This window comes from Glaciimonas sp. CA11.2, from assembly GCF_034314045.1.
GTDB lineage: Bacteria > Pseudomonadota > Gammaproteobacteria > Burkholderiales > Burkholderiaceae_D > Glaciimonas.
The window spans coordinates 3,608,781-3,634,917 of the sequence record NZ_JAVIWL010000001.1; the positions used below are offsets into that span (position 1 = coordinate 3,608,781).

At 49.1% G+C, this 26,137-nt stretch carries 23 protein-coding genes; 21 read left to right on the forward strand and 2 right to left on the reverse strand.

What is annotated here, in order from left to right; translation table 11 throughout:
- Nucleotide 1: 1 nt before the first annotated feature.
- From pilW to RGU75_RS15675, 14 genes are all read left to right on the forward strand, one after another.
- Nucleotides 2–811 (forward strand): type IV pilus biogenesis/stability protein PilW, encoded by an 810-nt coding sequence (gene pilW / locus RGU75_RS15610; protein WP_322237443.1) that lies wholly within the window; start codon nucleotides 2–4, stop codon nucleotides 809–811.
- Entirely contained in the window at nucleotides 777–1,715 is a 939-nt protein-coding gene (locus RGU75_RS15615) for a RodZ domain-containing protein (RefSeq protein WP_322237445.1), read from the forward strand. The genes pilW and RGU75_RS15615 overlap by 35 nt, the downstream gene beginning before the upstream one ends.
- A 19-nt stretch (nucleotides 1,716–1,734) precedes the next feature.
- On the forward strand, nucleotides 1,735–3,003 hold the full coding sequence (gene ispG, locus RGU75_RS15620; RefSeq protein WP_322237448.1) for a flavodoxin-dependent (E)-4-hydroxy-3-methylbut-2-enyl-diphosphate synthase: 1,269 nt from the start codon (nucleotides 1,735–1,737) through the stop codon (nucleotides 3,001–3,003).
- 78 nt (nucleotides 3,004–3,081) lie between these two features.
- On the forward strand, nucleotides 3,082–4,452 hold the full coding sequence (hisS, locus tag RGU75_RS15625) for a histidine--tRNA ligase (RefSeq protein WP_322237451.1): 1,371 nt from the start codon (nucleotides 3,082–3,084) through the stop codon (nucleotides 4,450–4,452).
- A gap of 11 nt (nucleotides 4,453–4,463) precedes the next feature.
- Complete coding sequence (locus tag RGU75_RS15630; protein WP_322237455.1) at nucleotides 4,464–5,114, forward strand: tetratricopeptide repeat protein; 651 nt, start codon at nucleotides 4,464–4,466, stop codon at nucleotides 5,112–5,114.
- A 79-nt stretch (nucleotides 5,115–5,193) separates the two neighbouring features.
- Nucleotides 5,194–6,348 carry an outer membrane protein assembly factor BamB gene (gene bamB / locus RGU75_RS15635; protein ID WP_322237458.1) on the forward strand — a complete coding sequence of 385 codons (1,155 nt, stop codon included), beginning with the start codon at nucleotides 5,194–5,196 and terminating at the stop codon, nucleotides 6,346–6,348.
- Between the two features lie 7 nt (nucleotides 6,349–6,355).
- Nucleotides 6,356–7,699: a ribosome biogenesis GTPase Der gene (der, locus tag RGU75_RS15640; RefSeq protein WP_322237461.1), complete on the forward strand. Its 1,344-nt coding sequence runs from the start codon at nucleotides 6,356–6,358 to the stop codon at nucleotides 7,697–7,699.
- Between the two features lie 124 nt (nucleotides 7,700–7,823).
- Nucleotides 7,824–8,060: an RNA chaperone Hfq gene (hfq, locus tag RGU75_RS15645; protein ID WP_108439546.1), complete on the forward strand. Its 237-nt coding sequence runs from the start codon at nucleotides 7,824–7,826 to the stop codon at nucleotides 8,058–8,060.
- Between the two features lie 39 nt (nucleotides 8,061–8,099).
- On the forward strand, nucleotides 8,100–9,230 hold the full coding sequence (hflX, locus tag RGU75_RS15650; protein WP_322237464.1) for a GTPase HflX: 1,131 nt from the start codon (nucleotides 8,100–8,102) through the stop codon (nucleotides 9,228–9,230).
- Between the two features lie 39 nt (nucleotides 9,231–9,269).
- On the forward strand, nucleotides 9,270–10,577 hold the full coding sequence (gene hflK, locus RGU75_RS15655) for an FtsH protease activity modulator HflK (RefSeq protein WP_322237467.1): 1,308 nt from the start codon (nucleotides 9,270–9,272) through the stop codon (nucleotides 10,575–10,577).
- Nucleotides 10,577–11,458, forward strand: coding sequence for a protease modulator HflC (gene hflC, locus RGU75_RS15660; protein WP_322237470.1), 882 nt, complete (start codon nucleotides 10,577–10,579; stop codon nucleotides 11,456–11,458). Before hflK ends, hflC begins: the two co-directional genes overlap by 1 nt.
- Before the next feature lie 317 nt (nucleotides 11,459–11,775).
- A complete protein-coding gene (locus tag RGU75_RS15665) occupies nucleotides 11,776–12,924 on the forward strand; it encodes an ATP phosphoribosyltransferase regulatory subunit (RefSeq protein WP_322237473.1) in 1,149 nt (382 codons plus the stop codon).
- 3 nt (nucleotides 12,925–12,927) lie between these two features.
- Nucleotides 12,928–14,241 (forward strand): adenylosuccinate synthase, encoded by a 1,314-nt coding sequence (locus RGU75_RS15670; protein ID WP_322237475.1) that lies wholly within the window; start codon nucleotides 12,928–12,930, stop codon nucleotides 14,239–14,241.
- Nucleotides 14,242–14,261: 20 nt separating this feature from the next.
- Nucleotides 14,262–14,798, forward strand: coding sequence for a phosphoribosyltransferase (locus RGU75_RS15675; RefSeq protein ID WP_322237478.1), 537 nt, complete (start codon nucleotides 14,262–14,264; stop codon nucleotides 14,796–14,798).
- A gap of 109 nt (nucleotides 14,799–14,907) precedes the next feature.
- Here the strand turns inward: RGU75_RS15675 and RGU75_RS15680 are convergent, their stop codons facing one another.
- On the reverse strand, nucleotides 14,908–15,309 hold the full coding sequence (locus RGU75_RS15680; RefSeq protein WP_322237481.1) for a hypothetical protein: 402 nt from the start codon (nucleotides 15,307–15,309) through the stop codon (nucleotides 14,908–14,910).
- 419 nt (nucleotides 15,310–15,728) lie between these two features.
- On the opposite strand from RGU75_RS15680, the gene iolG reads away from it, so the two are divergent.
- Nucleotides 15,729–16,721: an inositol 2-dehydrogenase gene (gene iolG / locus RGU75_RS15685; protein ID WP_322237484.1), complete on the forward strand. Its 993-nt coding sequence runs from the start codon at nucleotides 15,729–15,731 to the stop codon at nucleotides 16,719–16,721.
- Nucleotides 16,722–16,729: 8 nt separating this feature from the next.
- Nucleotides 16,730–17,755, forward strand: a complete 1,026-nt coding sequence (locus RGU75_RS15690) for a Gfo/Idh/MocA family oxidoreductase (RefSeq protein WP_322237488.1) — start codon at nucleotides 16,730–16,732, stop codon at nucleotides 17,753–17,755.
- 146 nt (nucleotides 17,756–17,901) lie between these two features.
- Here the strand turns inward: RGU75_RS15690 and RGU75_RS15695 are convergent, their stop codons facing one another.
- Nucleotides 17,902–18,768 carry a MurR/RpiR family transcriptional regulator gene (locus tag RGU75_RS15695; RefSeq protein ID WP_322237490.1) on the reverse strand — a complete coding sequence of 289 codons (867 nt, stop codon included), beginning with the start codon at nucleotides 18,766–18,768 and terminating at the stop codon, nucleotides 17,902–17,904.
- A 328-nt stretch (nucleotides 18,769–19,096) separates the two neighbouring features.
- Between RGU75_RS15695 and RGU75_RS15700 the strand changes: the two genes are divergently transcribed.
- The 5 genes from RGU75_RS15700 to iolD all read left to right on the forward strand — a co-directional run bounded on the left by RGU75_RS15700 (nucleotide 19,097) and on the right by iolD (nucleotide 26,137).
- Nucleotides 19,097–20,101 carry a sugar ABC transporter substrate-binding protein gene (locus RGU75_RS15700; RefSeq protein ID WP_416186875.1) on the forward strand — a complete coding sequence of 335 codons (1,005 nt, stop codon included), beginning with the start codon at nucleotides 19,097–19,099 and terminating at the stop codon, nucleotides 20,099–20,101.
- Between the two features lie 260 nt (nucleotides 20,102–20,361).
- Nucleotides 20,362–21,459 (forward strand): ABC transporter permease, encoded by a 1,098-nt coding sequence (locus RGU75_RS15705; protein WP_322240577.1) that lies wholly within the window; start codon nucleotides 20,362–20,364, stop codon nucleotides 21,457–21,459.
- Between the two features lie 2 nt (nucleotides 21,460–21,461).
- Nucleotides 21,462–22,244 (forward strand): ATP-binding cassette domain-containing protein, encoded by a 783-nt coding sequence (locus RGU75_RS15710; protein ID WP_322237493.1) that lies wholly within the window; start codon nucleotides 21,462–21,464, stop codon nucleotides 22,242–22,244.
- A 12-nt stretch (nucleotides 22,245–22,256) separates the two neighbouring features.
- Nucleotides 22,257–24,251, forward strand: coding sequence for a bifunctional 5-dehydro-2-deoxygluconokinase/5-dehydro-2-deoxyphosphogluconate aldolase (locus RGU75_RS15715; RefSeq protein ID WP_322237496.1), 1,995 nt, complete (start codon nucleotides 22,257–22,259; stop codon nucleotides 24,249–24,251).
- Complete coding sequence (gene iolD, locus RGU75_RS15720; protein WP_322237498.1) at nucleotides 24,248–26,137, forward strand: 3D-(3,5/4)-trihydroxycyclohexane-1,2-dione acylhydrolase (decyclizing); 1,890 nt, start codon at nucleotides 24,248–24,250, stop codon at nucleotides 26,135–26,137. Before RGU75_RS15715 ends, iolD begins: the two co-directional genes overlap by 4 nt.

Consider the following 26,137-nt stretch of genomic DNA (forward strand, 5'->3'; position numbering starts at 1 on the left):
CATGAGTATTCTCATCATGGCTACCGTTGCGATGTTGACGTTGTTGGCGGGCTGTACATCGCCATCTGGTGGCAACTTTGCGAATAAAACCGAACCGGGCGCGCGCCGCGAACTTCCAACCAATTCTGATCTGACTGAAGCGCAGCGGCGTGCCCGTATCCGCCTGGAATTGGCGGTTGGTTACTATGGTCAGGGTCAGTTGGAAGTAGCGCTGGATGAAGTGAAACAGGCGATCGCCGCAGATCCTGAGAACGCAGATGCTTATGGCATGCGCGGATTGATCTATATGGACATGGGCGAAGTCGGCTTGGCCGACGATAATTTGCTCAGGGCGCTTAAGTTAGCACCTAACAATCCTGATATCGCCAATAACTATGGTTGGTTTCTTTGTAAAAATGGACGAGAAAAAGAGTCAATCGCTTATTTTCAAAATGCATTGAAGAGTCGTTCTTATCTTTCTCCCGCTAAGGCGCTCACTAACGCTGGTGTCTGTAGCCTAAAGTTGAGGGATGGCATCAGCGCAGAACGGTATTTTTTGCAAGCATTTCAGTTTGACGCCGGCAACCCTCTGACTAACGTTAACCTGGCTTTGATTGCCGCAGATCGCCATGACACTGAGCGGGCGCGTTTTTATATGACGTTGGTCACAAAAATAGACGTACTGAGTGCGGATGTCTTATGGAGCGCCATTAAGGTTGAACGTAAGTTGGGTGATCGCGTAGCGGAAACAAATTTGGTGACGCAGTTGCGTCGAGTCTATCCAGGATCTGCAGAATATGGATCCTATCAGCGCGGAGTTTTTGATGAGTGAGCCGGACCAAACTATTACTAATATCACCGGCGAGGAAATAATTCAGGGTAGTGATCAGGTAGCCTCTGTAGGGATGCAACTGGCGTATAAACGTCAGCAAAATGGTTGGTCTATCGATGATGTCGCCAACCAGCTGAAGCTGGCACCGCGCCAAATTCAGGCGATCGAAGCTGACGACTACGCTGCCTTGCCGACTATTGTGATGACACGTGGATATATTCGGTCCTACGCAAAGATGTTAGGACTGGATCCAGCGACGATTTTACCGAGCACCGTGCCTGTCATGCCGGTAAAAACCCAAATTTTGGGCAAGCAACCTACCAGCGCGACGATTTTTTCTGAGTCGCGGCTACTGTTGGGGGGGCGTAATCGAATTCCTTACAATTGGATTTTCGGCGCTATTGCTTTAGTTTTGATCGGTATTTTAGTGGCGGAGTTTGGTGGTTTTTCTGCATTGCGTCGACCGTTCGGAGCAACAGCTCCGGTATCGGCTGCGAATCATGTAGAGGATGGGGTGCCGTCGAGCCAAGTAAACACGCCCGCCGCACCAGCATCAAATAGTCATACGGTGATTGCTACTGAAAGTGTTTTAGCGCCTCTCGATGCCGTTATTGCAGCGGTCAAGCCACAAGAGGCAACCGCTGCAATTCCAGCTGCCCTAGCGGGAGCTAATATTTTAAAATTAACGTTCAAGCAGGATTCCTGGGTTGAAATAAGGCGTGCCGATAAAAAGATTCTTTTCTCTCGCGTAGGAAAAGGCGGTAGTACCGAAACATTTGATATTGATCAGCCTGTGTCCGTTGTGATTGGTAATTTAGCGGGCGTTGATGTGACTTTGCGTGGTGAAGCAGTCGATCTGAAAGCTGGCACTAAAAACAATATTGCCCGACTGAATCTGAAATAATTCTGAAAGCGAACCATCCATGTCGGATTTGAATTCTCCAATAGCCTCTGGTCCCGGTATTCGTCGCATCAGTCGCACAGCCATTGTCAGTTATGGTAAGCGTCAAATATTGATCGGCGGCGGTGCGCCCGTTGCAGTGCAGTCTATGACAAATACAGATACTGCGGACGCCATTGGAACAGCGATTCAGATCAAAGATCTGGCGCGCGCAGGATCTGAATTGGTTCGTATTACCGTCGACAGGCCGGAAGCGGCGGCAGCCGTGCCAGCTATTCGTGAGCAACTTGATAAAATGGGAATTGATGTCCCGTTGGTAGGGGACTTCCATTACAACGGCCACACCTTGCTCAATGATTATCCCGAGTGCGCGCAAGCGTTGTCTAAATATCGGATTAATCCGGGCAATGTTGGTAAAGGTGCCAAGCGTGACACCCAGTTTGGCCAAATGATCGAGATAGCTTGTAAATACGATAAGCCTGTCCGGATTGGTGTAAATTGGGGCAGCCTTGATCAAGCTCTATTAGCGCGCATCATGGATGAAAATGCGCAACGAGATGAACCGTGGGGTGCTCAGGCAGTCATGTACGAAGCATTAGTGACGTCTGCTATCGAAAATGCCATTCGTGCAGAAGAGCTGGGTCTGGCGGCAAATCGTATTATCTTATCGTGTAAAGTTTCTGGAGTGCAAGATTTGATTGCGGTGTATCGCGAATTGGCGCATCGCTGTGATTATCCTCTGCACTTAGGACTGACCGAGGCTGGTATGGGAAGTAAAGGGATAGTTGCCTCCACAGCCGCATTGTCTGTACTGTTGCAGGAAGGAATCGGCGACACGATCAGGATTTCACTCACCCCTGAGCCGGGTGGTGACCGTACGAAAGAAGTTGTTGTGGCGCAAGAAATATTGCAAACAATGGGCTTGCGTAAATTTGCCCCAATGGTGATTGCTTGCCCAGGATGTGGGCGGACTACTTCGACTGTATTTCAGGATTTGGCAGATAAAATTCAGACTTACCTGCGCGATCAGATGCCAGTGTGGAAAAAGGCTTATCCCGGGGTTGAAGGCATGAACGTCGCAGTCATGGGCTGCATCGTAAATGGTCCCGGTGAATCCAAACATGCGAATATCGGGATTAGTTTGCCCGGCACTGGAGAATCTCCTGCCGCACCAGTTTTTATTGATGGCGAAAAAAAGATGACGTTGCGCGGGGAGCGAATTGCTGAGGAATTCCAGGGCATAGTGCTCGATTATGTTAAAAAACGCTACGCCACTCAAGCTGTGGAGTAGCCAAGTTCCAAGTTGTGCAGCGCTGTTTAGTATCAAGCCTCATCAAATTTATGAATACTTAAGTGAGCATTAAAAAGAATGTCCGAATCTAAAAAAGTTGAAAAAATTGTTGGCGTAAAAGGGATGAATGACATCCTGCCTGCTGATGCGGCTTTGTGGGAGCTGTTTGAAAATACAGTGGAGTCGGTCCTGAAAAGCTACGGCTTTCAGCAGATTCGTACCCCTATCGTCGAACCTACCGCTTTGTTTTCTCGCGGTCTTGGCGCGGTTACCGATATCGTCGAAAAAGAAATGTACTCATTTACTGATTCGATGAATGGTGACAATCTAACCTTGCGCCCAGAGAGTACCGCGAGCGTCGTTCGCGCTGCGATTGAGCATAATTTGACTTACGATGGCCCTAAGCGGTTGTGGTATAGCGGCCCTATGTTTCGCCACGAACGTCCACAGCGTGGGCGCTATCGTCAATTCCATCAGGTCGGTGCCGAGGCAATTGGCTTCACTGGACCGGATATCGACGCAGAACTTATCATGCTTTGTCAGCGTCTTTGGGATGACCTGGGGCTCGACAACATTAAACTTGAATTAAACTCAATCGGTGACGCCGAAGAGCGAAATCGGCATCGCGTCGACTTGATCGCTTATTTTGAGAGGCACAGCGAGGTGCTGGATGCTGATGCGCAACGTCGCTTGCATTCCAATCCTTTGCGTATTCTGGATACCAAAAATCCGGCTATGCAAGATATGGTCAACGGCGCGCCGCAATTGCTCGATTATCTGGGTGAAGCTTCGCGTGCCCATTTCGATGGCGTACAAAAAATACTCAATCACAATAACATTCCGTTCACTATCAATCCTCGTTTGGTGCGCGGTATGGACTATTACAATCGTACAGTTTTTGAATGGGTGACAGATCAACTCGGCTCCCAAGGTACGGTTTGTGGTGGTGGACGCTATGATCCGCTGGTCGAAATGTTCGGCGGAAAATCGACACCGGCATGCGGTTTTGCGATGGGTGTTGAGCGGTTATTAGAGTTGATGCGGGCTAGTGGTGAGCCGGTAACACGTAATGAGTGTGACGTTTATCTGGTGCATCAAGGGGATGCCGCGCAATTACAATCGTTTGTGTTAGCTGAGCGTTTGCGTAGTGCCGGATTGGATGTTGTGCTACATTGCGCTTCGGCAAACTCAGGAGGAAGCTTTAAGGCGCAGATGAAGCGGGCTGATGCCAGCGGTGCCGCCTATGCCGTTATTATCGGTGACGATGAAATCGCGAATAATACCGCTGCAGTCAAAGTACTTCGCGCCGAAATTGGCGCTAAAGAGGATGGCAGTAATCAGGCCATCGTGCCTTTTGACGGCGTCACTGACTATTTGGTAGATCAGATAGTCGGAAACGATCATCACGGGCACGATCATGACCACCAGCACGTTCACTATCACCATTAAAGTAAATTATCATGGCATTTAATCTTGAAGAGCAAGAACAGTTAGCGACCATAAACGACTGGTGGAAAAAGTATGGAAACCTCGTTACCTGGGTGGTGATCATTGCGCTCGCCGGTTATGCCGGATGGGGTGGCTGGAAGTACTATCAAAATAGTCAGGCTTCGCAAGCATCGCAATTGTATGAGGAGATGCAAAAAGCGGTTGGTGCCAAAGATAATGCTAAAGTACAGCGCGCAGCAGCGGATATGCAACAAAAATTCAGTAGTACAGCCTACGCAGAGATGGCAGGGATGACTGCTGCGAAAGCTGCCTTTGACGCGAACGATCTGAATGGCGCCAAGGCGCAATTACAGTGGGTTATTGATCATGGTCGGCAAGAAGAGTACAAGACAATTGCTAAAATTCGTTTGGCCGGTATCCTGCTTGATCAAAATGCGTATGACGAAGGGCTAAAAGTATTGACCGGAGATGTATCGCCGGAATTTGCCAGTGCGCTGGCAGATCGTAAAGGTGATATTTTGGTTGCTCAAAATAAACTTGATGAGGCGCGCGTCGCTTACCAATTAGCCATCGACAAGGCCGTCCAAGGTAACCCAGGACGACAGCTGATTCAAATAAAGCTGGACGCGATTGGTGGGGCGCCAGCTAAGGCTGCTGCCTGATCTGTTAAATATTTATAGACAAAAAGTTTTATAAAAATCAAAAGATTCGCTCAGAAAATTTTCGCAAAAAAGGAAACAAATGCAGAAATTGCAAAAAGTCCGTACAGCCGTAAAATTTGCATGTGCTGGTGCGGTGCTTGTGTTGTCAGGATGCTCATTGTTCGCTGGCAAAGCACCCAGTAATCCACCAGCTGCGCTAGTGACGTTTAAACCTGCTGTTACGGTGCGGACCGTTTGGACAGCTTCGGTGGGTGGTGCGGGCACTTATACATTTTCGCCAGCGGTTTCAGGTACGAGCGTTTACGCGGCATCGGCGGATGGTGTCATCAGTCGCATCGACGCATCCACGGGCGTATCGGTCTGGCGCATCAACGCGGGCATGAAATTAACCGCGGGAGTGGGTACTGATGGATTCTTTGTCGCAGTAGCTGGCGAAAAAGGCGCGTTATTAGTCTATGATGCTGAAGGAAAACTACGCTGGAAAGCGCAAGCATCAAGTGAAATATTGTCGTCACCAGCGGTCGGGCAGGGTTTGGTGATTGTGCGCAGTCTGGATAATCGAATTTCGGCTTTTGACGCAGAGACAGGTGAGCGTCGCTGGACAGCGCAACGCAGCGTTCCATCGCTTACTTTGCGGTCTGCGCCTGGAATATTGATTGTCCCGCAAGCTGCTTTCGTGGCATTGCCAGGTGGTCGTTTGTCTGCATTGAATTTGACCAACGGCGGACCATGGTGGGAAATGGCAATTGGCGATCCTCGCGGTACGACAGAGCTGGAACGGGTTGCAGATGCTTCCGGTATGCCGCTTTTGGTCGGGCGTGACATCTGCGCAGTCGCTTACCAAGGTCGCGTTGGATGTTTTGATGCAGGCTCCGGCGCTGCCCACTGGGTTAAAAATTTCTCCAGTGATGTGGGCGTCGGAGGAGATGATCAGCGTCTTTACGCTGCCGACGAGCATGGCGGAGTAAGCGCATTTGCGGTCGATAGCGGGACCGCAGAGTGGAGTAATACGGAATTGGCGAATCGTCGCCTAACGAGTCCTGTTGTATTAGGTGACACGGTAGTAGTCGGCGATTTCGAAGGCTATATTCATTTCTTGTCACGTGCGAATGGGACATTGATCGGTCGTGTTCGTGCCGATAAAAGCGCGATTCTGCCCAATGCTGTTGTTGTGGGCTCGAATGTAATTTTTCAAACTAAATCAGGGACATTGATCGCATTCGCGACAGAGTAACAACTTAATGAAGCCAGTAATCGCACTTGTAGGACGCCCAAACGTCGGGAAATCGACTTTATTCAATCGCATGACGCGCTCGCGCGATGCGTTGGTTGCCGATATGCCCGGCCTGACCCGTGACCGCCACTATGGTGAGGGTCGCATGGGCGAGCGGCCGTTTTTGGTCATCGATACCGGCGGTTTCGAACCGGTCGCCAAAGATGGCATCATGCATGAAATGGCAAAGCAGACCAAACAAGCGGTGGCCGAGGCTGACGTTGTCATTTTTATCGTAGATGGCCGCCAAGGATTGACGCCACACGATAAGACCATCACCGATTTTCTACGCAAGTCGGGCCGGTCAGTCATGCTGGTCGTGAATAAATCTGAGGGAATGAAGTACACCTCCGTCACGGCAGAGTTTTATGAGTTAGGCTTGGGCGATCCGTATGTCATTTCTGCTGCCCATGGTGATGGTGTTGCGGATCTGGTGGAAGAGTCGCTTGATCTTGCTTTTGCGCAGCGTCCTCCAGAAGTTGAAGAGCCGGTCAGCAATGAGAGAAGTATCAAAATTGCGATTGTAGGTCGTCCTAACGTCGGTAAGTCAACGTTAGTTAACACCTTGCTGGGAGAAGAGCGCGTAATTGCGTTCGACATGCCGGGAACAACTCGCGACTCTATTGAAATTCCTTTTGAGCGTGATGGCACCCAATATACGTTAATCGATACCGCCGGAATTCGTCGGCGTGGTAAGGTTTTCGAAGCAATTGAGAAATTTTCGGTCGTGAAAACGCTTCAGTCGATATCCGAAGCGAATGTGGTGTTGTTACTACTTGATGCGCAACAAGACATATCTGAACAAGATGCGCATATCGCGGGTTTCATTTTGGAAACAGGTCGTGCGTTGGTGGTCGGCATTAACAAATGGGATGGCTTAACCAGCGAGCGCCGCGATGAAATTAAAATTGATCTTGATCGCAAACTGAATTTTCTCTCTTTTGCAAAATTTCATTACATATCAGCTTTGAAGTCTACCGGTATTGCACCGTTGATGAAGTCTGTCGATGCTGCGTACGCTGCCGCGATGTCGAATTTGACAACGCCGAAACTAACAAGGGCATTGCTGGAAGCCGTCGAGCATCAGCAGCCGCGACGTAAGGGCTCAATCCGTCCTAAACTGCGCTATGCGCATCAGGGTGGTATGAACCCGCCGATCGTCGTGATACACGGCAATTCACTCGAAGCGATTGATGCCAACTACAGGCGTTATCTTGAAAAATACTTTCGTGAAACTTTTTCACTAATTGGGACTCCATTACGTATCGAGTTCAAGTCGGGGAAAAACCCGTTTGCACGTCCGGTAAAATAGTTCGTTGGCAGTAATGTGAGAAATCGTTTACATTCGTCATACACCACCGAGTCATACATAGAAGCTCCGTCAAATAAGGCGGGGTCTGTTTGACTTCTAATCACAACAACATAGTGGAGTAGCCATGAGTAATAAAGGGCAATTGTTACAAGACCCGTTTCTGAACGCCTTACGTAAAGAGCACGTTCCGGTTTCGATATATTTAGTAAACGGTATTAAGCTGCAAGGTCATATTGAATCGTTTGATCAATACGTTGTGCTCTTACGCAATACCGTCACGCAAATGGTATACAAGCACGCGATTTCGACTGTTGTTCCTGCACGGGCTGTGACGCTTAATCTTGAAGCAGACGCAGAATAATCAATCGCTGTCAGTTTGGGCAGCTATTCGACTCCTCCCATGCGCGCCGCACTAGTCGGCGTGGACTTCGGCAAAGGTGACTTTGCCGCAAGTCTGGAAGAACTATCCTTGCTCGCAAAATCGGCGGGGGCGATGCCAATCATCACCATCACCGGAAGGCGAGGGGCGCCGGATGCCGCGTTATTCGTCGGTTCAGGCAAGGCGCAGGAAGTTGCCGATGCTGTGCATGATGATGAGCTAGAGATCGTTATTTTTAATCATGCACTGTCCCCTGCACAGCAACGCAATCTTGAGCGCGTATTAAAAGTGCGTGTACTTGATCGGACGAGCTTGATTTTGGACATTTTTGCCCAACGTGCTAAGAGTCACGAGGGTAAAGTGCAGGTTGAGTTAGCGCAACTTCAACATTTGGCGACGCGCCTTATTCGAGGCTGGACCCATCTGGAGCGTCAAAAAGGGGGGATTGGTCTACGTGGCCCCGGCGAAACGCAACTTGAAACTGATCGTCGTCTGATCGGGGACCGTGTTAAGGCATTGCGTGGTCGGTTAGAGAAATTACATCGACAACATGCTACGCAACGGCGCGCACGTGGGCGCAGTAACGTTCCTTCAATTTCTCTGGTTGGTTATACTAATGCGGGAAAATCGACGTTGTTCAATGCCTTGTCCAAAGCCGGCGTGTACGCGGCAGATCAATTATTCGCGACGTTGGATACGACTTCACGAAAAATTTACCTTGGGGAAGGTGCCAATGCAGTGATTTCGGATACTGTAGGTTTTATTCGTGAGTTACCGCATCAATTGGTCGCCGCGTTCAGGGCAACGCTTGAAGAAACAATCCATGCAGATTTGTTGTTACATGTTGTAGATGCTGCCAGTCCGACCAGATTGGAACAGATCGAGCAAGTTAATTTAGTCTTGAAAGAGATCGGTGCTGATCATATTCCGCAGATTTTGGTGTGGAACAAGATTGATGCCGCTGAGTTGGAGCCGGGGATAGAGCGTAACGAGTATGATAAAATCCAGCGTGTTTTTGTAAGTGCTCAAACTGGCGCCGGTCTTAATTTAATGCGTCAGGCTATTACTGAATTTGTAACAGATAGCAACGCGGCGAGGGTCGAGCAACACCAAGGTGAGAATACCCAAGATTTGCAGTTAAAACGCCTCTAACGAGCATTCCAACCTATTTCTATACCGGATCACGATCGAATGCTTGGTTCTATATTAAAAAAACTTGGTGTCAAATTTTCGCTAAACGACCCGCAGTGGGGTCGTAATTCGCAAAATGACAACCAACAAAACAACGACGGCAAAAAGCCGAACAATGGCCCTCCAGATCTCGACCAGCTATGGCGCGATTTTAACCAACGTATAAATCGCTTTTTTGGTAACAAAAAAAATGGCGGTGGCAGCGGTGGCGGTGATTCTAATGGCGGAGGCAGTGGTTTTCCTACAGGGAAAAGCGCTGGTGTTGGCGCGGGCGTTATCGCCGTCATCGTTGCTTTCCTTTGGTTGGCTAGCGGTTTTTTTACCGTTCAGGAAGGCCAAACTGGTGTCGTAATGACATTTGGAAAATATAGCCACTCCACTATGGCCGGTTTTAACTGGCGCTGGCCGTATCCGATTCAAAGTCATGAGATTGTCAACGTTTCAGGCGTTCGGACAATTGAAGTTGGTTATCGCGCCAATGCTAAAAATAAGCAACCTAAAGAAGCGCTCATGCTGACTGAAGATGAAAACATCATCGATATTCAGTTTGCAGTTCAGTATAAACTTAAAAATGCTGCCGACTGGCTCTTTAAAATTCGAAATCCGGAAGAAACGGTACGTCAGGTCGCCGAAGCTTCAATTCGTGAAATCGTTGGTAAAAGCCAAATGGACTTTGTGCTGTACGAGGGGCGCGAAAAAGTTGCGTTAGATGTTAGTCAGTTAATGCAGCAAATTCTCGATCATTATCAGAGTGGAGTACAAATCACGAATGTGACGATGCAAGGTGTACAACCACCTGAACAGGTCCAGGCCGCTTTCGATGATGCGGTTAAAGCAGGTCAGGATCGCGAACGGCAAAAGAATGAGGGCCAGGCTTACGCTAATGACGTGATTCCTAAAGCGCGTGGCGCAGCTTCTCGTTTGCTCCAGGAAGCCGAGGCGTATAGTGCCCGTGTTACTGCGAATGCCGAAGGTGATGCATCACGTTTCAAGCAAGTGCTGACTGAGTATCAGAAAGCGCCAGCCGTCACCCGTGACCGTATGTATTTGGATACTATGCAACAGATTTTTGCGAATACGACTAAAGTCATGATTGATGCCAAGAGCGGAAATAATCTATTGTATTTGCCATTAGATAAGTTGATTGCCCAATCCGTAGCATCAGGTTCGGCTGGCAACGCAATGCCGAATACAGGAGCTACAGGTGTCAGTCCAGCTACTGCGCCGGTAGCAACGGTTAAAGAGAGCGATGCGCAGGCAGTTATTGACTCGCGTTCCCGTGACACACGTGATCGGGAGAGCCGCTAATGAATCGCTTAATATCTCTCGCTGTAGGTCTGTTTATCGTAATAGGAATATTGCTTTCGACGGTATTTGTAGTTGATCAGCGTCAATACGGCATCCTGTTTGCCTTCGGTGAAGTGAAGCAGGTAATTAATGAACCTGGTTTGCATTTTAAATTGCCGGCTCCGTTTCAAAATGTCGTATTTTTGGATAAGCGGATTTTGACGATTGATCCGCCAGAAGCAGACCGGTTTATCACTGCCGAAAAGAAAAATATCCTCATTGATGCTTTCGTAAAGTGGCGTATCACCGATCCTAAGTTGTTTTTCGTCAGTTTTGGTGTGGACGAACAACGTGCTCAAGATCGCATGTCTCAAATTGTCAAAGCGGCGTTGAACGAAGAAATAACTAAACGCACAGTGCGTGAGGTAATTTCAGGCGAGCGCGGCAAGGTGATGGATGCGTTGCGTAAGAAGGTGGCGGAAGAGGCCAGGCAGATTGGAGTTGATATTGTTGACGTGCGGTTAAAGCGCGTCGATTATGTTGATCAGATTAATGCTTCTGTGTATGACCGGATGAAGTCCGAGCGTGCTCGTGTTGCCAATGAATTACGATCTACTGGTTTTGCTGAGTCTGAAAAAATTCGGGCTGATGCAGATAAACAACGGACTGTGATTTTGGCTGAAGCTTATCGTGATGCAGAAAATATGCGAGGCGAGGGCGATGCCAAAGCTTCACAGACTTATGCGCAAGCGTTTAGCAAAAGTCCAGAGTTCTACAAGTTTTACCGTAGTCTTGAAGCGTACCGGGCAAGCTTTAAGAGTCGCCATGATTTGATGGTGATTGATCCGAACTCCGAGTTCTTTAAGTATTTCAAGAGTCCGGGAGTTGGTTCGGCTAAATGAGCGAATAAGTAAAGATCTGACCCAAAAAAGATTGTCTGAGGTTAATATTTAGTGGCTTGTCGCATACCGCGACAGTCACTAAAGTCGTTAACAACACTGATCCAGGTCGTAATTTAATGGCGTCATTTATCGAGACGCCATTTCTTTTTTTGGTGGCGAGGATAATTTCTGATACATTCGGCACTGTCTGGTTTGCGGCACGCACGCGGAGTGGATTGTATGCACGGATTGTTGGGTTGTATACTCCGTCGCGTTTGATAATGATGGTTTCCTGCACTGGTAAGTTCCGGTGCTGAATTTTTTGGTTTATTTTTTATATGCCTAATTGGCTTCTTCCTGAAAACATTGCCGATGTTTTACCGTCCGAGGCGCGTAAGATTGAGGACTTAAGACGTTTAATTCTTGATAACTTTCGCGTGTATGGTTACGAACTTGTGATGCCGCCGATGTTGGAGTACGTCGAATCGTTATTGGCAGGCGCGGGGCAAGATACCGAATCGATGACCTTTAAACTGGTCGATCAATTATCTGGTCGTACACTTGGAATCCGAACTGATATGACAACGCAAGTGGCGCGAATTGATGCGCATTTGCTCAATCGTTCGTCGCTTACGCGACTTTGCTATGCGGGTAGTGTTTTACGCACCCGTCCGTCCGGTTTGCATGCGACTCGCGAGCCATTTCAGATTGGTGCAGAGATTTATGGACATGCAGGACTTGAAGCGGATGCAGAAATTCAACATCTTGCACTAGCTTCGCTTGCGCTTGCTGGTATCACCAAGGTTCGTTTGGATTTGTGCCACGTCGGTATTTTACGAGCGATTATTGCTGAAGACCCCGCTAAAAAAGACGAAATTGCGCTAGTTAAGTTATTAGAAGCAAAAGACACTCCGGGTTTATTGGAAATAAGTGCATCCTATGGTGCTGTGACGCGTGCCGCTATACTAGCTTTACCGAATTTGTATGGCGATAGCACCGTGATTCAGCGAGCACGTGACATATTGCCAAAATTACCAGAAATTACCAAAGCGCTGGATGAACTACAAGCACTTGCGCATGCAGCGGGCGAAGACTGCGTAACCGTGGATTTGGCGGATTTACGGGGTTATCATTACGAAAGCGGGGCAATATTCGGCGCTTACGTTGCTGGTCTTCCGAACGCTTTAGTTCGCGGCGGTCGTTATGATCATGTCGGTGAAACGTTTGGTCGGTCCCGTCCGGCGACAGGTTTCTCGATGGATTTACGTGAGTTAGCGCGTCTGATGCCGAGTGCAGAGCGTAAGGCGGCAATTCGCGCGCCATGGAGTACAGAAGCAGGTTTGAAGGAAAAGATTGTGACGTTGCGTCAGGCTGGTGAGATAGTAATTCAAAGTTTGCCAGGCCACGAAAACGATCAAGATGAGTTCGATTGCGACCGTGTGGTCGTGCTCGAAAATGGCCACTGGATTATCAAAAATTTGGACTAAGTGATGTTACAGAAAAGTACGCAGAAAAACGTTGTCGTCATCGGTACCCAATGGGGCGATGAAGGTAAAGGCAAGATTGTTGATTGGTTGACTGATCATGCGCAAGGTGTTGTGCGTTTTCAAGGTGGCCACAATGCTGGGCATACGCTGGTCATCGGCGGTAAAAAAACGGCATTGCAACTCATTCCGTCGGGCATCATGCGACCGGGCGTCGCATGCTATATCGGTAACGGCGTGGTCTTGTCGGTTCCTGACTTGTTGCGTGAAATCGATAAGCTGCAAGCTGCGGGTGTTGAAGTAGCATCCCGTTTGAGAGTATCCGAAGCTTGCCCTATTATTCTGCCTTACCACACCGCACTTGATGCGGCACGCGAAGTAGCGCGTGGCGCGGCGAAGATAGGTACGACCGGCAAAGGTATTGGTCCAGCATATGAAGACAAAGTAGCGCGTCGGGCAATTCGCGTTGCCGATTTGCTGAATGAAACACGCTTCGCTGAAAAGTTGAGAGAAAACCTCGATTATCACAACTTCGTGCTGACCAATTATTTGAAGGCAGATGCAGTTGACTTTCAGAAGACCTACGACGATGCATTAGCCAACGTGTCACGATTGGCGCCTATGGTCGCCGATGTGTCGAGTGAGTTATATGCGGCCTACAATAATGGCGCCAAGATACTGTTTGAAGGCGCGCAAGGTAGTTTGCTTGACGTTGATCATGGTACTTATCCATTCGTAACATCAAGTAATTGCGTCGCTGGTAACGCTGCTGCGGGTTCGGGCGTCGGTCCAAACATGTTGCATTATATCCTGGGTATTACCAAGGCTTATACAACGCGCGTTGGATCAGGACCATTCCCATCTGAACTGCCTACCGATCAAGGCATCGGTTTGCATCTATCAAGTATTGGTCATGAATTTGGTACCGTCACCGGTCGTGCGCGTCGCTGCGGTTGGTTTGATGCTGCACTGTTGAAGCGATCAGTACAGATCAACGGTATCTCCGGTATGTGTTTAACAAAGTTAGACGTGCTTGATGGACTGGAATCATTGAAGCTATGCACGGGTTATACGATCGATGGCAAAGTAGTCGATATTTTCCCGGTTGGTGCTGAAGAAGCTGCACGTTGCGTGCCAATCTACGAAGAAATGCCGGGCTGGACGGAAGTCACAGTGGGTGCGAAAACGATGGATGCGTTGCCAGCAAATGCACAAGCTTACGTGAAGCGCATCGAAGAACTGGTCGGCGTACCGATTGATATGGTCTCTACCGGTCCTGATCGTGAAGAAACTATTGTCTTGCGTCATCCTTTCAAATAACTAAAAAGAAGATAAGTAAGATGAACGTCTCCAACGATCAACACCTATGGGTTTCATGGGATGAGTACAACCGTGCCATCGAAAAACTTGCACTCACCGTGCACGAGTCTGGTTGGAAATTTGATCAGGTTCTTTGCTTGGCGCGTGGCGGGTTGCGCCCTGGCGACGTCTGCTCACGTATCTTTGACGTTCCATTAGCCATTTTGTCGACCAGTTCCTATCGTGAAGCGGCCGGAACTGTGCAAAGCGAACTGGACATTGCTGCGCACATTACGATGAGTCGCGGATCGCTGGCTGGTCGCATTTTGCTGGTCGACGATTTGGTCGATTCAGGCGTGACGCTTGATAGAGTGCAACGTCATCTTCAGGAAAATTACTCGCCGGTCACAGAGGTTAAATCAGCTGTAATTTGGTGGAAAGATTGCTCGACAATTAAACCAGATTTTTATGTGGATCACCTGCCTACGAATCCGTGGATACATCAGCCGTTCGAAGACTATGATAGTTTGCGTCCACATCAGCTCGATGCATGGTCAAAGCGAGGCATGGCACGTTAATTCTGCCCAGCGGGCCTCGCTCGTACGACCAAAAAACCTAGCGGTGCGCTAGGTTTTTTTTGTTGAGATGTCGTTCTTGAGGCACGGTATATGTTTTTTTGGTACCAATTTAATCTCGAAACACTAGGTATAGCGTGTGTCTTAGAGGGGTATATCGACGTTCGTTGGGAAAGTATAAACCAATCATTTGTTTACCCGATGTCACAATATCGAATTCTTTGGGGTGTTTATCATCAGTCTCCAAAGCCCCATTTTTGGGCTCATAGACGCTTCCTCCTGGCACGGTTCCACGATACATCCAATGGCTTCCCTCCATCAACATGATCGAATAGCCGTCATCAAGCCTCACGATCACGCGATTCAACATCGTTCTCATCTGATTTCTATCGGGCAGCGTCAATGGCGTGATCGGTTGCGGTTTAGCCGCGAGTTTATCTACTCGCGTTACGCATCCAAACACAGGTAACAAAATGGTAACGCTCAATAACAATGCAAATGGTCGAGGTGTCATTTTGGTTTTCCAAAATAGGTCGATGTGGCTGACATTCAGATCAATAGTCGAGCGATTTACGTCGAACCAGCTAATTTCATCTCAGTACCGAACAAGTAGATGTTACCGCAATTGATTTCGTTATCTCCACAAAAAAATCAGTACTACTTCCATAGGCTTGATGAGGCGGACTGATTTAACTCAGCACGATTTATATAGCAGAAAAGAACGCTTATATAGGCCTAAATACGAATGATTTGCTGTTGTGTCGCCGCGACAGTGAAGACAAGACGACTTTCCAGCTAATTCGTAAGTGATGTTTTTTGATCTTGATTATTTCGAAATATAAATTCGATTAAAAAAAATAATAGAAAAATATTTCTGTGATGGCGCATTGTTGCTTACAATAGAGTTCACAAAAATAATCACGGAGAACCAAAATGATCGATGTCGCAGTCTTTGGAGCGGGCCGAATTGGCAAAATTCACGCGGCCAATCTTGTGCAGCAACCTGGCGTAAGACTCAAGTATGTTTGTGATGTGAACTCTCAGGCTGCGCAAGAGCTCGCGGCCCAAAATGGGGCGCAAGTGGCTGATATCGACGCTGCTCTGGCTGATCGGTCCGTTGGGGCGGTACTCATTGCTTCCAGTACCGACACGCATGCCGATCTTATTTTGCGGGCAGTAGCGGCCGGAAAAGCCATTTTTTGCGAGAAACCGGTAGACCTGACATTGGCCCGCGCCAAGGCTTGCGCGTTGGCAGTTGCCGAAGCGAAAGTGACTTGCATGATCGGCTTTCAGCGGCGTTTCGATCCTACTTTTGAGGCTTTGAAGACACGCTTGGCGGCTGGTGAAATCGGCGATCCCGAAATGCTGGTGGTCACCAGCCGCGACCCAGGCGCACCACCAGTTTCTTACTTAAAAAGTTCGGGCGGCATTTTCAAGGATATGTTGATTCATGACTTTGATATTTTTAGATGGATACTGGATGATGAGGCGGTCAGTATTTCAGCCACTGGCAGTTGCTTAAGCGATCCGGCCATTGCCGAAGCCGGTGACATTGATTCTGCCGTGGTAACGATACGTACTCGCCGTGGCCGTTTGTGCCAGATCAACACCAGTAGACGCGCTGCGTACGGTTACGATCAGCGCTTCGAAGTGCTGGGCAGCAAAGGAATGTTGCAAGCAGGAAATCACAAGCCAACTGAAGTGATCTCATCAACTGCGCATCATGTCAGCCAAGATAGGCCAGAGCATTTTTTCCTGGAGCGTTACCGTGCTGCTTATGCACGCGAAATTGCCCATTTCTTTGATGTGCTGGTGAATGGCGGTAACGTGCGCACAACTATTGACGATGGCGTGAAGGCTTTAGCCTTGGCTGAAGCGGCAACGTTATCGTGGCGTGAAAGTCGTACGATAGATTTGTCCAAATGAGTCAGATCATGCGCACACATCAATCTTTAAAAGTGGGAATCGTAGGACTTGGCCGGCTTGGAAGGCGACACGCCGAGAACCTGATGCGACATGTTCCAGGTGCGGAATTAGTCGCCGCATGTAGTCCTCTTGAAAGCGAATTAAGCTGGGCAAAAGAAGCGTTGGGAATCAAGAGCCTATACAGCAATTACGAGGCTTTGTTGGCGCACGAGGGACTCGATGTGGTGTTTCTGGTGACGCCAACCTCAATGCACCCGCAACAGATCATTGAGGCGCTGCGATCTGGAAAGCATGTGTTTTGTGAGAAACCGCTATCGCTGGATCTTGACGACTGTGTACGCGTGAGAGCGGAGGCTGCGTTACATCCACATCTGAAGGTAATGATTGGCTTTGTAAGACGTTTCGATGCGAGCTATCAGGATGCTTACCAAAAAATCCAATCTGGCAGCATCGGTCAGCCGTTTATGGTGTATTCACAGACGTGCGATCAACTTGATCCAGAGGGTTTCTTTGTCAAGTTTGCACCGACTAGCGGCGGGATTTTTCTCGATTGCAGCGTTCACGATATTGATTTGGCGCGATGGATGCTGGGCAATCCAAAGCCAGTACGTGTCTTCGCCAGCGGCACGATTGCAGTGCATCAGGACTTAAGCGCGTGCGGAGATGTCGATAATGGCGTCGCAATCTGTGAGTTTGAGAATGGTCGTATTGCGACCTTATACGCCTCGCGCACGATGCCGCATGGGCATGAGACCGTTACTGAAGTGACCGGTACGGGAGGGCGCTTAACGGTCGGGCGAAATCCTCGCCAAAATCGGGTCGAGATTGCAGACGCGACGGGAATCCGTAACGAATGCACGCCAACTTTTTTCGATAGATTTCAGGATGCTTTTTTGACTGAGGCAATGTATTTTGTTGATGCTATTCAGCAAAATAGGCCATTAAGTCTGACGCTCGATGATGCGACCGAGGCCACGCGGATTGGTATTGCCTTGAGGGAATCGTTGCTATCGAAGTTGCCCGTTACTCTTTAAAAGACGCAACTGGCGACCAATAAAGGCGGCTTTAGCCGCCTTTATTGGTCGCCAGTGGGTGCAAATCATTCACACAACTCGACCATCTAATCATTTAAATAGGCGACGAAAATGGGTCGAATATCCGGTTCGCCATCTCGCAGTGATTATTCATCGTAACCCTCGATAACATTGGTTTCCTCTACATTGAGTTCCAGTCGATACGCCAGTGCAATAAATAGCGCCTGACACAAACACATCGCATTGGTCAGCGATCGAAAAGCAAAGGCGCTGCCTTCTTTTACCGTCAATGAAACCGTAGCATGTTTAGCCAATGGACTGAGCTGGCTGTCCGTAATGATCAACGTCTTTGCCTGGTGGTGATGCGCTAGGCGCACGCAGGCCTGCGTCTCCTTTCCATAAGGCGTAAAGCTAATGGCGATCATGACGTCATTTTTGCCAATACTGCGAATTTGCTCTCGGAACATGCCGCCAAGGCCGGACAACATATGCACGCGTTTGTTGGTGTGCTGAAGTGCGTACACGATATAGGCGGCGATAGGAAAGGAGCGACGCACGCCGATAACGTAAATATTCTCGGCCTTAAGCAAAAGTTTAACCGCCTCTTCGAACCGGGCTTCGTCGAAGCCGCTCAACAGTTCATCCAGGCCGCTTCGACTTGCATCGATGAATTCACGTGCCATGGCGCCGCTAGGAAGTGGCGATGCTTTGGTCTCTATCAATTTGCGAATACGTTGTTGATAGTTCGGCGACGGGCCGGTTTGGGCGGTATAAGCGTCACGGAACACGGCTTGCATTTCGCTGAATCCACTGAATCCAAATTGTTTGGCAAAGCGGACGATCGCCGATGGCTGAACATCGCAATGCTCGGCGATGTCACTAATGCGCTCTAACATCAAACTGGTACGGTGCTGCTCAACGTACTTCGCAATAATTTTTAATTGCTTTGAAAGTGCGGCATATTTATCCGCAATTTGCAGCATCAATTGATCAACTGGGGCAGTTTCCGCCATGGTGTTTCCTCGTGTTTCTTTTTTAGTTTCTGTGCAGTTACAACTCAGTTACGGCGCAGTTGCAATTTAGTTGCTATTTACTTGATAGTTATTTGTTAGCAACGTCATTATAAAGAGTATGCATCATTTGAAAATTAAATTCTAAATTAAAAATTAATTGAAAAAAAAGTTGCATTGTTATTCCGCATGATCTATTGTTTAGTGCCGGTCAGTTCTCAGTAGGTTGATCGCGCCACGTACCGCACCCTATAGTTCGGACAAAATAAAATCGGAGATAAAAATGCTACCTAGTAGATCAAGCAGATCAAAGCAGCTTCTTAAAGCCTTGATGATCGCCACATTGGCGATGTCAGCGGTATCTGGCAATATCGCCCATGCAGCGAGTGAAAAATTTGTTCTCATCAGTCATGCACCAGATTCTGACTCTTGGTGGAATACCATTAAAAATGCTATCAAGCAAGCCGGTGAGGATTTTAATGTTACCGTCGATTATCGTAATCCTCCAAATGGTGACCTAGCGGATATGGCGCGTTTGGTTGAGCAAGCGGCTGCGCGCCATTATGACGGTGTCATTGTCAGTATTGCTGATTTCAGCGTACTAAAAAAATCTATGGAAAATGTGACCGCCAAGAAAATTCCGCTGGTCACCATCAATTCAGGAACGCAGAAACAAAGCCAAGAGCTGGGGGCGATCATGCACGTTGGTCAACCCGAATATGAAGCCGGTAAGGGTGCAGGTGAAAAAGCGAAAGCGGCTGGTATTAAATCTTTCTTGTGCGTCAATCATTACGCAACCAATCCCTCTTCGTTCGAACGTTGTCGTGGTTTTGCCGAGGCGATTGGCGTAGATTATAAAAAATCCACGCTTGACGCGGGTCAAGACCCAACCGGCATAGAAAGTAAAGTGTCTGCGTATTTACGCAACAATCCCGGTACGCAAGGTGTATTGGCGCTTGGTCCTGACTCCGCCGGTCCAACCCTGCGCGCATTGCAAAAAATGGGCCTTAAAGGGAAGATGTGGTTTGCCACTTTTGATCTGTCTGACGAGATTGCAAAAGGTATTCAAGACGGGTCGGTGCAATTTGCGATAGATCAACAACCCTACCTTCAAGGCTATATTCCGGTTGCAGTATTGGCAATCGTGACACAAACCAAAACCACCGATATCCCGACGATTCAAGCCAAGTTGAAGGCAAATCCAAAGTTTCAGGCACGTCTGGCAGAGTATGGCCTGACACCGATCTACGGTCCACGTGATATCAGTTCCGGTCCAGGCTATATCACCAAAGACAATATCGCTAAAGTACTCAAGTACGCTGGACAATATCGTTAAGCATTCTTCTTTATAGCGATAGACTAGATGTAGAGACCGCCCGCATCAGAACGTATGGCGTATAAATGTAAAACGCATGCGGGCGTCTGGATGACAGTTTGAAGTCGCATCAAAAAGTGACGGCCAGTATTTGATACTTTCCGCGCCGGGCACTCACCACTATTAGTCAGAAAAGCAAAATAAGCAGGAGATATCTCATGAGTTCACATAGCGTACATGCTGAAAAAGTCACGTCTGTCATCGGCGAATCAGCTCCCAAAATGATGGTTGATCAGGATGAACGAGTGCGTTCAGAAGCCGGCTTGAAAAGGTTTTTGGGCCGTCCGGAGTTTGCTTCACTCGCAGGCGTGGTATTGGTGTTTATTATCTTTGCGTTGACTGCCGGTGATTCTGGCATGTTCAATCTTGATGGCGTGGTCAACTGGATGCAGGTTGCTGCTTATCTTGGTTTGATTGCTATCGGTGCTTGCATGCTGATGATCGCCGGAGAATTCGATTTATCGATAGGCTCGATGATCGGTTTTTCTGGAATGATGGTGGCTATTCCTACTGTCTATTTTCACTGGCCTTTCTGGCTGGCGGTTGTCTTTGCTTTTGCCGGATCAATGGCACTCGGGTGGCTCAATGGCTATCTGGTGATTAAGACGCGCTTGCCTTCCTTTATCGTTACCTTGGCGTTTCTATTTATTTTGCGGGGTTTGACGTTGGCCCTTTCCATTATGTTTGCTAACCGCACCATCGTCAGCGGAGTGGGTGAGTATGCCGCGAAAGATTGGCTTGGCGGGCTACTGTTCACTGGAACCGTCGGCAATGGTTTGTTCCGTTGGATGGCCGGTCAAGGTTGGATTGCCACGAGTGGTGGTGGCGCGCCGTTGGTCGCCGGTATCCCCAAAGTGATTATATGGTGGGTCGTACTGGCAATCGTTGCCAGCTTTGTGTTGGCAAGAACCCGTTTCGGCAATTGGATTTTTGCCGTCGGCGGTGATGCCAATGCGGCAAAAAATGTCGGCGTACCGGTCCGCCGGGTCAAAATCACGCTATTCGTGTTCACTGCTTTCTGCGCCTGCCTTTTCGCCGTACTCCAGGTTGCCGATGTTGGTTCTGCTGCAGCTGACCGCGGCCTTCAAAAAGAATTCGAGGCGATCATTGCAGCCGTCATCGGCGGAGCTTTGCTTACCGGCGGTTACGGGTCCGTCATTGGTGCGTGCTTTGGCGCATTGATCTTTGGCGTAGTTCAGATTGGTATTTCGTACACCAATCTCAACTCCGACTGGTTCCGGGTCTTCTTGGGCGTCATGTTACTGGTCGCTGTTTTGTTCAATAATTATGTCCGTCGTCGTGTGACGGAGGCGAGGTAATCATGAGCGACACTATTCTTGCTTTAGAAAACGTCAGTAAATTTTTTGGTTCGGTAATCGCGTTGCAAAACGTTACGCTTCGACTCAAAAAAGGTGAAGTTCATTGCTTGCTGGGCGATAACGGCGCCGGAAAATCGACCCTTATCAAAACACTTGCCGGTGTGCACAAACCATCGGAAGGCGCCTATCTGGTGGATGGCAAGCCGGTTTGCTTTAATTCGCCCAAGGAGGCGCTGGATGTCGGTGTCGCCACGGTGTATCAGGATCTGGCTTTGGTTCCGCTTTTATCGGTCGCGAGAAATTTTTTCATGGGACGTGAACCGACTAAAAAAGTGTTTGGTATCACAGTGATGGATATGAAGTACGCCGCCAAAACTGCAAGTGACAAATTGGCTGAAATGGGCATCATGGTGCGCGATCCTCACCATGCCATTGGCACTATGTCAGGCGGCGAAAAGCAATGCCTTGCTATCGCACGGGCAATTCACTTTGGTGCGCGGGTGTTGATCCTTGATGAGCCAACGGCAGCGCTTGGCGTCAAGCAATCGTTTAATGTCCTGAAACTTATTCATACAGCGCGTGAGCGTGGTATTTCAGTGATTTTTATTACCCATAATGTGCATCACGCTTATCCGATCGGTGATTCATTCACTTTACTCAATCGCGGCAAATCGATGGGTACTTTTACCAAAAATAATGTGTCCAAGGATGCTGTCCTGGACATGATGGCGGGCGGTGCTGAAATGCAGACGCTGATGAATCAACTTGATGGCATCAGGATTTAAGAGGAAGTATTCATGACTACATCATTAACATCAGCGGTGACCGTATTTGCGCCAGATCGGCCACGCGATATCGTTTGTCTGGGCCGTCTTGGCGTAGATTTGTATGCACAACAAATTGGCGCCCGTCTTGAGGACGTCACCAGCTTTGCCAAATATCTGGGCGGTTCGTCGTCCAATATTGCTTTTGGTTGCGCACGTTTGGGGTTGAAGTCAGCCATGCTGGCGAGGGTTGGGAATGAGCATAACGGCCAATTTTTGATCAACGCCCTCGCCGCAGAGGGTTGTGATGTCAGTCAGATTAAAATCGACCCAGAGAGATTGACGGCGTTGGTCATGTTGGGGTTGAAGGATAAAGACACATTTCCACTCATTTTTTATCGCGAGAATTGCGCTGACATGGCGATTTCTGAAGAGGATATCGATGAGGCTTTCATTGCTTCGAGTAAAGCATTATTGATTACGGGAACCCATTTTTCTACCGAAAAAGTTAATCGCACCAGTAATCGGGCTTTGGAATACGCGCATCGCCACAACGTGCGCACGGTGCTGGATATCGATTATCGTCCAGTATTGTGGGGCTTGACCGCCAAAGGCGATGGCGAAACCCGCTTCATTGCTGACCACAGCGTGACGGCGCATTTGCAAAGTATTTTGCCGAAGTTTGATTTGGTCGTTGGTACCGAAGAAGAGTTTATGATCGCCGGTGGCGGTAACGATATTATGGCTTCGCTACGCGCTGTGCGCGCTGTCAGCAAGGCCCAATTGGTCGTCAAGCGTGGACCGCTTGGTTGCGCTGTCATACACAGCGATATTCCGAATAGTCTTGATGCCGCCTTTAATTATTACGGCGTGCGCGTTGAGGTATTAAATGTACTGGGAGCGGGTGATGCCTTTTTGTCGGGCTTTCTTAAAGGTTGGTTGACGGGTGCTGACGATGAAACCTGCTGTCGCTTCGCCAATGCTTGTGGCGCATTAGTCGTCTCACGCCATGCTTGCGCGCCAGCAATGCCGACGCCCGTTGAGCTGGATTATTTTTTAGCAAATAGTGATCGCTTGCAACGTCCGGATCTGGATGCGCATCTGACACGCTTGCATCGTGTGTCGACTCCGCGTCTGGCGTGGGATGAAGTAAATGTATTTGCGTTTGATCATCGCAATCAATTTTTTGAGCTAACCCGTGAAAGCGGTGTTCCAGAATCACGGATAGCTGCGTTGAAGTGCTTGCTGGTAAAGGCCGTGGCGGAGACCGAGCAAGCTTTACAACTACAAGGCAAGATTGGCGTGTTGATTGATGATCGTTACGGTCAGGATGCATTGAATGCGTCCACCGGTCGTGGTTGGTGGGTCGGGCGAACGGTTGAATTACCGATGTCGAATCCGCTTCAATTTGATTACGGGCGCTCGATTGGTTCCCATTTGATCAGTTGGCCAAAAGAGCACGTGGTCAAGTGTCTGGTGCAATTGCATCCAGATGACGCTGTGGAAAATCGTTTGGAACAAGAGGCGCAAATACGGGCCTTGTATGACGCCGTGCAGGTTAGCGGTCACGAGTTGCTGCTAGAGATTATTCCCCCTAAAACGCTGGCAATCGCGGACAACACAGTACTGCGGGCGATCAAGCGATTATATAACCTTGGTATCTATCCTGAGTGGTGGAAACTGGAGTCAATGTCGGCGCCACAGTGGACGGCGATTGATGGTTTGATCGCTGAGCGTGACCCTTATTGTCGTGGCGTAGTTTTGTTAGGATTGAACGCATCCGTGGCGCAACTGACCGCAGGTTTTCTCGCATCAAAAGACAGCAAAACATGCCGCGGATTTATGGTTGGAAGGACTATTTTTCACGCGCCTTCACGTCGTTGGTTGCAAGGCGAAATTGACGATGCTGCTTTAATTTCTGAGGTGAGGGCAACCTTTGAACAACTCATTGGTGTGTGGCGAGATAGCCGTGGGCGCAGAGATCAGTCTGCCGATGCATCAGCAAAAAACGTGGAGCACGCAGCATGAGTAACGGGAGCGGAACAATTAGACTGACGATGGCGCAAGCATTGGTGCGCTATCTGGCGGCATTGCGAGTGGACCATGTGGACGACCGTGGCACCGTATCGGGTGAAGAAGCATTATTCGGCGGTGTTTTTGCCATTTTCGGTCATGGCAACGTGGCTGGATTAGGCGAAGCCCTATATCAGCATCGCGAAGAATTGCCAACTTACCGGGCGCATAACGAGCAGGCGATGGCGCACGCCGCCATTGCTTATGCTAAAACGCATATGCGGCGGCGCATGATGGCGGTGACCAGTTCTATCGGTCCCGGTGCGACCAATCTGCTAACTGCGGCGGCATTGGCGCACGTCAATCGATTGCCAGTATTGTTGTTGCCGGGTGATATTTTTGTCTCGCGTCGACCCGATCCGGTATTGCAACAACTTGAAAACTTTCAGGATGGTACGGTATCCGTGAACGATGCGTTTAAGTCATTGTCACGTTATTTTGATCGTATTTATTATCCCGAGCAATTATTGACCGCGTTACCCCGCGCAATTCAGGTGCTGACCGATGCGGCGCAATGCGGACCAGTAACTCTGGCGTTGCCGCAAGATGTGCAAACCATGGCATACGATTATCCATTGGCTTTTTTTAAGCCGAAACTGGTGACCTTTCGCGCCCAACCGCCATCAGAGGACGCATTGCAAGAGGCCTTAGCATTGCTGAAAAATGCGCGACAACCACTGATCGTCGCGGGCGGCGGTGTCTTGTACGGGCAGGCAACAGCAGCGTTGCGCGCATTCGCCGAAAAGCATGGTGTGCCGGTTGCAGAAACACAAGCCGGTAAGGGCGCATTGCCTTGGGATCATCCATTGCAGTTGGGCGCGCTTGGGGTAACGGGTTCACCTGCCGCGAATACATTGGCAGATCATGCCGATGTCGTGATTGCGATTGGTAGCCGGTTGCAGGATTTCACCACCGGATCGCATTCATTGTTTGCACAGGCCAAGTTGGTCAGTATTAACGTCAATCCATGCGACGCCATGAAATGGCACGCTTCCGGAATGCTGTCGGATGCAGGCTTGGGATTGACTGCTTTATCCGACAGACTTAAAGATTGGCGCGCTAGCGAGGCCTGGACTGTTGAGGCGAACGAGCAAGCCCAAGCATGGCGCGCAACGGTGACCGGCATTACCAATCGGCGTGAAATACCCTTACCGGTGCTGCCTTACGATGGCGAGGTTATCGGCGCGGTGCAACGTTCAAGTAATACTTCACCGTTGAGCGACATTGTCGTGTGTGCCGCGGGAACGTTACCTGCAGAACTCCACAAACTCTGGAGGACGGCAACACCCGGTGGCTATCATGTCGAATATGGCTATTCCTGCATGGGTTATGAGATTGCGGGTGCGCTGGGCGTCAAGTTAGCCAAGCCAGATCGCGATGTCATTGTAATGATCGGTGATGGCAGTTATCTGATGATGAATTCTGAGATCGCCACATCGGTCATGCTGGATAAAAAGTTGATCATCGTCGTCCTCGACAATCGCGGTTATGGTTGCATCAATCGCTTGCAGCAAGCCTGTGGCGGTGCGCCGTTTAACAATATGCTGGAAGATTGTTTGCAAGGCGCGCTGGGTGTGCCCCAGATTGATTTTGCGATGCATGCCAGATCGTTGGGTGCGTTGGCCGAAAATGTCAAAACCATTCCCGAGTTAGAAGCGGCAATGCAACGCGCCCGTGCCGCTGACCGTACTTATTTGGTGTGTATCGACACCGATCCGAAGCGCACGACGGAAGACGGCGGCTGTTGGTGGGAAGTCGCAGTGCCGGAAGTGTCGGCACGGACCTCGGTTCAAATGGCCCGTGAGCAATATGAGCATGCGCAACTGAACCAAAAACTCTAA